The following is a 7,350-nucleotide window of genomic DNA, read 5'->3' on the forward strand; positions in this document are numbered from 1 at the left end:
CTATGGGGCTATAGATGAATTTGTTTATTGAAACATATATATAAATTATTTGATAGGAGTTTATTATGCATATAGATAGTTTAAATTATTTTTATCAAGTTGCTAACTCTAAGAGTATCTCTACTGTTGCAAAAAACTCTCACATTTCTCAATCTGCCTTAAGTCAGCAAATTGCCAAGCTAGAAAATAAGCTTAATGTGAAATTATTTAATAGGACCAATAGAGGTGTGTCATTAACACCTGAAGGTGAAATATTATTTAAATATTCCGAAACTATATTAAACGCTTACAATAAAATGCAAGAAGAATTATATCATTCTATAAATCAAAAAAAGTTTATATCTATTGAAGCTGTTGAATCAATAGGTCAAACTATTTTACCAATTGCAATTTCTAAACTAAAAAAAGTTTATGATTCTCACACAATAAATATAAATAATATCGACTGTTGCTCTCATACGAACTTGCTTAATAATGTTAGGGACATTTTCATTTGTTATCATAAACCCGATGGTAACAACGGAATAATAAGTAAACCATTGGGTAGTGATGAAATTTTCTTAGTTGCAGATAAAAACTTCCCAATTAACACCATTACTAAAAATGAAATTTTTAATTTACCACTTATCTTAGCTTCAGATAAAAAATGTTTAAAAGAATCTTTAATTAAAGAGCTTGAATGTAGTGAAGAAGACTTAGATAAAGCAAATATATTATATAAAACTAATTCTTATTTTGCTGCTTTAAATGGGGTTTTATCTGCAAAAGCAGTAGCCTTTATTCCAGCAAGCATTTATCACAACTACGCTCCTTCAACTAGAATTAAAAGAATTAACATAGAGGACTTTTCTATAGAATTGACATTATATATCTGCTACTTAGATTCTTTTTATAAAACTAATAGTAATTTTGTAAAAAGTTTAAAAAACATACTAAAGGGTTACTTAAATTAAAGTAGCCCTTTAGTATGTTCTAAGTAATAACCAGTTTGATATTTCTCTAAGTACATCTTTATATTGATTTTCAGGAAGTCTTTCAATTCCCTTAAAACACTTATTCATATATTTTTCAGCTAATTCCTTAGCCATTTCTATACCTTTATTTTCTTTAACTAATCCTATTATTTCTTTTATTTCTTCTTCAGTATAATTATCTTTTGATAGTATATTATTAAAAGCAGCTTTATTATTCCTATAAGCATATATTAATGGAATAGTATAAATTCCTTGTTTTAAGTCATTAGCTGCAGATTTTTTTATGCTTTCATCATTTCCTTCATAATCTAGTATGTCATCTATTATCTGGAACGCCATACCTAAATTATGTCCTATATTACTTAGTTCTCTAGAAACCTTTTTATCAGCATTACATTCAGCTGCACCTAAATATAAAGAAATTGAAAATAATTCAGCAGTCTTTCCAGATATCCTACTTAAATAATCTTTAACAGATAATTCCATAGAAAATCTAGCATTAAGCTGATTTACTTCTCCCATACATATTTTAGACATAGCTCTTGAATCTACCTTTATAGCTTGAAGAGAAGATTGAGTTGCAAGTATTTTAAAGCATACACAGAATAAATAATCTCCTATGTAAACTGCATAATCCTTACCATATTTAGATTGAACAGTTTCTCTTCCTCTTCTTAATTTTGAATCATCAATAACATCATCATGCACTAATGTTGCCATATGAAGTAATTCAATAACTGCTGCTGTAGGAACAGACTTAGCATTGTCATTATCACCAAATTTTGATCCTATTAGCACAAAAGCTGGTCTTAATAACTTTCCGTTTCCTTCTAATAATTCTAAAATAGAGTTTTCTATTTTTTTATCCTTACATTTAACATTCTTTCTCATAAGACTTAATACTTCATTAAGTTCTTTATTAAGTTCGGGATACTTACTCCAAATATTGTTCATTTAAATCCACCTTCTTGAAGAAGCTGTCGCATTATCATCTTAAATTAAGAATTAAAAATTAAGAATTATTGATGTAATTCTTACATAATTACTAAACTCAATTTCTTTTTTAAAACTCCTTAAGGAGTTTTTTCATTATTCACTCTTAATTTTTCATTGTGCGGCAGCACCTAAATATAACCTTTAAACATTGGAAGTCTTTTTAAATGATTTACAGCATAATTAGCTGTAATTCCAATAAAAATACCAGTTCCTATTCCTATTATAGATAATACAGGTAAGTAAAGCATAACGCCAATATTCTTTACAATTGAAGATGCAATTATTAATTGCCCTACATTATGGAATATTGCTCCAGCTGAACTCACTCCTATTATACTCACCTTATCTTTAAATAACTCCTTTACTATTACCATAGCCATAAAGCTTAGTATTCCACCTGCTGCACTATACATAAATGAAGATAAATTCCCTCCAAACATAGTGGATAATAGTAATCTCAGGAATAGTACTAAAAAGGCATCTCTCTTACTGTCTAATGTATATAATGCAATAACTATTATTAAGTTAGCTAAACCCAATTTAGCTCCTGGAGTTATAAAAGGTACAGGAATCATTCTTTCAAAAATATGTAGTACTAAGGCTTGAGCTACCAACAATCCGATATATACCATTTTACTAGTTTTCTTCATAGCTTCTCCTTAATGTGATAATATAATATCATCGTCTGCCTTACCTTTTATTTCAATCATTACCTTATTAGGAAGACAAACTAAGCTTTGCCCAGGCTTCTCAATGTATTCTGGATTCATACATACCTTATCAGGACAATCAGCTTCTATTATACCTATCTTATTATCTTTAACTTTTACTATATTAATACCATTTTTACTTTTCACTTCTATTATCTCCTCTCCCTTATGTACAGATAGAGGAATATTCTTATATAACTTTCCTGAAACAGTTATTTCTGCATATGTTGTACTGAAATTCTTACCTACAGATGCTCCAAGTATTATTTCAGGTAAAAATGATAATATCATAAGTACTGCAATTATAACAAAGTCTAACCTTTTAAACATATTATTCATCTCCATAGAATTAGGCTATTATTTTGCATTATAACCTTACAATTTTATAAGGTAGAGTAATTACCCTACCTTATAAAGTTTATTATATATATGTTTTAATTAATTATCTACCTCAATATCATTTTATTAACTTAAATATCAAAATTAAAAGCATATATACTATTTAATTTATTATAGTTGATTTATTTCATCAATTATTGTGCTTTTTTGTACATTGGTACTTTCTTACCATGCCAGAAATTATCTGCTAGCCTTGTTATCCATGGCATTATATAGTAATCTAAACCAAATGTTCTACCTGCTCCACCCATTAAAGCAATAGATCCGAAGAAGTACCATAGTATATCCCATCCAGCCATAGCACATAAGATAAAGTTAACTACCATACCTGCTGATACTGCACTGAATATAAATGTAAATAATCCAGCAATTAAGCAAAGACCCATACCTATTTCCATTAAAACAACTATTCTTTGGAACCATACTGCTACTTCAGGATTTGGCATCATAAATTGCATTATTGCAGCATACCAACCTGGAACTTCACTTATAATAGGCTTAGCCCATTCTGTTGCAGTTTCTGCACCTGCCGCTGCTGAAGCACCAGATGTTGCATCTTGTAACCAAGTGAAAGGCATCTTAACATTACCAGCTTTAATCCAGCTATCTGAACCAATAGTAATAGCATCAAAGAATCCTTTTATGCTACCTGCATCCCACATCTTTTCCCAAATGCTTTCGCCAATTAACTTCTTAATACCTTCAATTAACCATAGAGAACCTATAAATACTCTTAAAGGTACAAGCCATAATCTATTAGCTTTTGATGATAAATGACCTCTCATTACAGATCTTCTATCTTCCATAGTAAAGAATTCATGTTGTAAGTAACTATAAATTGCGTGAACATCATTTACTTCAAATAAGTAGTGAATATTAACTAAATGTTTCATTATCATAGCAAAGAATCCTGATAATTTAAGACCCATTAAGTTAGCAACACAGTATCTTCCACCGATAGAAACCATAAATCCATGGTATTTACCAGCAAATTTTTGCATTTCTTTCTTTTCAATTGATGCAACTATATTCTTAACAACTGTATCAGCTGTTTGAACTGCTGCTTCAACTATTTGTGGGGTACCCTTACCTTCTTCTTCTTCAAAGTAAGCAATATCTCCTACTACAAATACATCTTCCTTACCTACAGCTTGCATATATTCATTAGCTTGTAATCTTCCAGCTCTAGCTGTATCTAATCCATATTCTTTAGCTTCTTGGTTTGCTTGAATTCCACAAGTCCATATTAATGTTCTAGTGTTAATAATTTGTCCGTCTTTTAACTTTATGTTATTTTCATTCACTTCAACTATAGGTGAATTCTTTAATATTTCCATTCCATGTTTAACCATGTACTTTTCAGCTTTATCAGCTTGTTTTCTATCTAACATATTTAAGATAGTTCCCATAGCTTCAACAACTTTTAATGTAACTTCATTTTCATCAACGTTGTATTCTCTAGCTAATCTAGTCTTCCATTCTAATAATTCACCAGCCATTTCTATACCAGTAAATCCAGAACCTGCAACTATGAATGTCAACATTTCTTTTCTCTTAGCTTCATTTCTTTCTAAGCTAGCTTTTTCAAACATTTCTTCAATGTGATGTCTAATTTTTAGAGCATCTTCAAATGACCAAAGAGTGAATCCATTTTCTTTTACTCCTGGTACTCCAAAGAAAGCTGGTTCACTACCAGTACCTACTACTAAATAATCGTAAGCATATTCTCCATAAGTAGTTTTTATAACTTTCTTGTCTGTATCTACATTTTCTATATAGTCTGTTACAACTTTAACTTTTGTTTTACCAAAAATCTTACATAATTCTACTTGAACAGATTCTGGATGAACTCTTCCTCCAGCTACCTCATGTAATTCAGTCATTAATGTATGATACGGATTCTTATCGATTAATGTAATTTCCACATCATTGTTTTTCTTATATTTTTTGGCTAGTTTCTTAGCAGTACGAACACCGCCGTATCCAGCTCCAAGAACAACTATCTTATTTTGTGCCATGTTGAAACCTTCCCTTCATATTTAAATAATTCTAAAACAGCATAATTAATTCTATACACTATTTCATAATATGTCTATATCACTTTGAATATTTTTTGTATATTTTTTAACAATGATTTATCTATATATTTTGTTATCGTAATATACTGAAAGCCTCATATTTGCTTGTCTCATGACTATTGTCTTTTTTTTAACACCATTAGAAATTCTTATGTAGTATAAGTAACTCGAATATCTAACCCCTTTTATTTTGTGTATAATGGTCTAGTAATTGAAAACAAATTCAAAAAATAAATTTAAGTTTGAGAGGGGATTTTGTAATGAAATCAAGAAGAGTTTTAAGCTTATTAGCAGTTGCTGCATTAGCTACTACAGTATTTGTAGGATGCGGAAATAAAGAAGAAGCTGGATTAAAAGACGGTACTTATGAAAAGAAATCTGCAGCTGACGAAAGAGGATATGTTGCTTCTATCGCAATCGAAGTTAAAGATGGAAAGATCGCTACAGTTAAGTATGACGAAGCTAACGATGCTGGAAGTAAATTAGCTGACGCTGAATACAACAAGAAAATGAAAGAAATCAGTGGAGCTAACCCAGAAGAAGCATTCCCAGCATTAGAAAAAGCTTTAGTTGAAAAGCAAGATGTTGCTGCTGTTGATGCTGTAACTGGTGCTACTAGCACTTCAGATTCATTTAAAAAATTAGCTGAAGAGGCATTAGCTGAAGCTAAATAATCTTTTATAATTAACTAGACTTTAGACTTTTGTCTAAAGTCTTTTGTTATTTTTTATATTTTTACTTATACTAATAGATATATGTTTCAATTAAGAATCTATATCAATATAGTTATATAAGATTAAACTCTAAAAGAACTACTTAATGGAAAAATAAAACTTGACCTAATATATTCTTTAATTATTATATCAATTATGAAGGTAATTCTATTACTTAAATATCATTCTTATAAAATATAAATTAATATAAAGTGGGCACTATTACAACTTATATAGTAATTATTAATTAGGAGGAATATCATGTCAAAAAGATTAGCTAAAATAACACTCTCTTCTTTATTGCTAATTTTATCTCTTGGACTTATAACATCATGTTCAAAGAATAAAGCTTCTCAAGAGCCGTTATCAAAGAGCGAAATATTAATGGGTACTACAGTTACTGTAACTCTTTATGATAGTAATGATTCTAAAATATTAGATAAAGTATTTAATAAAGTGAAAGACTTAGAATCAACATTAAGTATTAATGAGAACGGAACATTAATAGATGAAATAAATGAAAATGCAGGTATAAAGCCAGTTAAGGTGGATGATGATACATATACCTTAATAGAAAAAGGATTGGAATACGCTAGATTATCTCATGGCTTATTTGATATTTCAGTTGGACCTATAGTTAAACTTTGGAGTATTGGATTGCCTGAGGCTAGAGTTCCTTCTCTTGAAGAAATTCAAGGTAAATTACCTTTAGTAAATTATCAAGATGTTGAATTAAATGATTCAGATAAAACTGTATATTTAAAAAGAGAAGGTATGATGCTAGATCTTGGTGGAATAGCAAAAGGTTATACTGCCGATGTAATTTCAAGTATACTAACTGATGAAGGTGTTGAAAGTGCCATAATTAACCTTGGTGGAAATATCTTTACCCACGGTAAAAAAGTTAACGGTTCTGATTGGAAAATTGGAATCCAAGATCCTTTTTCAGAGAGAGGCGGTATAATTGGAACTTTAACTACAAGTAATAAATCTGTTGTTACTTCTGGTATATATGAAAGATATATAGAAGAAGATGGAGTTAGATATCATCATATTCTAAACCCAAGCACTGGTTATCCTTATGATAATGAAATTGCAGGAATAACTATAGTAAGTGATAAATCTATAGATGGGGATGCCTTATCTACCTCTGTATTTGCAATGGGAGTTGAAGAAGGCATGAAATTTATAAACTCTCAAAGTGGAATAGATGCTATCTTTGTTACTAAAGATAATAAAATTTATTTAACTAATGAAGTTAAAAATATATTTGAATTAACTAATAGTGATTTTACTATAGCAAACTAAAAACCATAAATAATAAAAAATATCTCCTTCCTAATAATTTAAATTTATGGAAGGAGATATTTTTTCTGTACTCTTCTATAATCTTAAATTAGTAAAATAAAAATTATATATATAAGCTATAATTAAGTTTTACATTTTTGAAGTTTTATTTAGTGTTGAAAATAATTAATAT

7 protein-coding genes are annotated in these 7,350 nt (G+C 29.2%); 3 read left to right on the top strand and 4 right to left on the bottom strand.

What is annotated here, in order from left to right; translation table 11 throughout:
• The first annotated feature begins 65 nt into the window (after positions 1 to 65).
• On the top strand, positions 66 to 953 hold the full coding sequence (locus tag E6248_RS10865) for a LysR family transcriptional regulator (protein WP_316340825.1): 888 nt from the start codon (positions 66 to 68) through the stop codon (positions 951 to 953).
• Positions 954 to 962: 9 nt separating this feature from the next.
• On the opposite strand, the gene E6248_RS10870 is transcribed toward E6248_RS10865, so the two are convergent.
• The 4 genes from E6248_RS10870 to E6248_RS10885 all read right to left on the bottom strand — a co-directional run bounded on the left by E6248_RS10870 (position 963) and on the right by E6248_RS10885 (position 5,097).
• Positions 963 to 1,928, bottom strand: a complete 966-nt coding sequence (locus tag E6248_RS10870; protein WP_316340826.1) for a polyprenyl synthetase family protein — start codon at positions 1,926 to 1,928, stop codon at positions 963 to 965.
• 170 nt (positions 1,929 to 2,098) lie between these two features.
• Entirely contained in the window at positions 2,099 to 2,620 is a 522-nt protein-coding gene (locus tag E6248_RS10875) for a Gx transporter family protein (RefSeq protein WP_316340827.1), read from the bottom strand.
• A gap of 9 nt (positions 2,621 to 2,629) precedes the next feature.
• Entirely contained in the window at positions 2,630 to 3,010 is a 381-nt protein-coding gene (locus tag E6248_RS10880) for a NusG domain II-containing protein (protein ID WP_136008016.1), read from the bottom strand.
• Between the two features lie 203 nt (positions 3,011 to 3,213).
• Entirely contained in the window at positions 3,214 to 5,097 is a 1,884-nt protein-coding gene (locus E6248_RS10885) for an FAD-dependent oxidoreductase (protein WP_316340828.1), read from the bottom strand.
• Positions 5,098 to 5,417: 320 nt separating this feature from the next.
• Here E6248_RS10885 and E6248_RS10890 point away from each other — a divergent pair, with 320 nt between their 5' ends.
• Positions 5,418 to 5,831 (top strand): FMN-binding protein, encoded by a 414-nt coding sequence (locus tag E6248_RS10890; RefSeq protein WP_316340829.1) that lies wholly within the window; start codon positions 5,418 to 5,420, stop codon positions 5,829 to 5,831.
• A 300-nt stretch (positions 5,832 to 6,131) separates the two neighbouring features.
• Complete coding sequence (locus E6248_RS10895; RefSeq protein ID WP_316340830.1) at positions 6,132 to 7,178, top strand: FAD:protein FMN transferase; 1,047 nt, start codon at positions 6,132 to 6,134, stop codon at positions 7,176 to 7,178.
• The last annotated feature ends 172 nt before the right edge of the window (positions 7,179 to 7,350 follow it).

Source organism: Clostridium sp. (assembly GCF_032552055.1).
Lineage (GTDB): Bacteria > Bacillota > Clostridia > Clostridiales > Clostridiaceae > Clostridium.

Coding starts and splice junctions, on each gene's coding strand:
- E6248_RS10890 (WP_316340829.1), top strand. CDS start 5,418: ATGAAATCAAGAAGAGTTTTAAGCTTATTAGCAGTTGCTGCATTAGCT.
- E6248_RS10870 (WP_316340826.1), bottom strand. CDS start 1,928: ATGAACAATATTTGGAGTAAGTATCCCGAACTTAATAAAGAACTTAAT.
- E6248_RS10865 (WP_316340825.1), top strand. CDS start 66: ATGCATATAGATAGTTTAAATTATTTTTATCAAGTTGCTAACTCTAAG.
- E6248_RS10880 (WP_136008016.1), bottom strand. CDS start 3,010: ATGTTTAAAAGGTTAGACTTTGTTATAATTGCAGTACTTATGATATTA.
- E6248_RS10875 (WP_316340827.1), bottom strand. CDS start 2,620: ATGAAGAAAACTAGTAAAATGGTATATATCGGATTGTTGGTAGCTCAA.
- E6248_RS10895 (WP_316340830.1), top strand. CDS start 6,132: ATGTCAAAAAGATTAGCTAAAATAACACTCTCTTCTTTATTGCTAATT.
- E6248_RS10885 (WP_316340828.1), bottom strand. CDS start 5,097: ATGGCACAAAATAAGATAGTTGTTCTTGGAGCTGGATACGGCGGTGTT.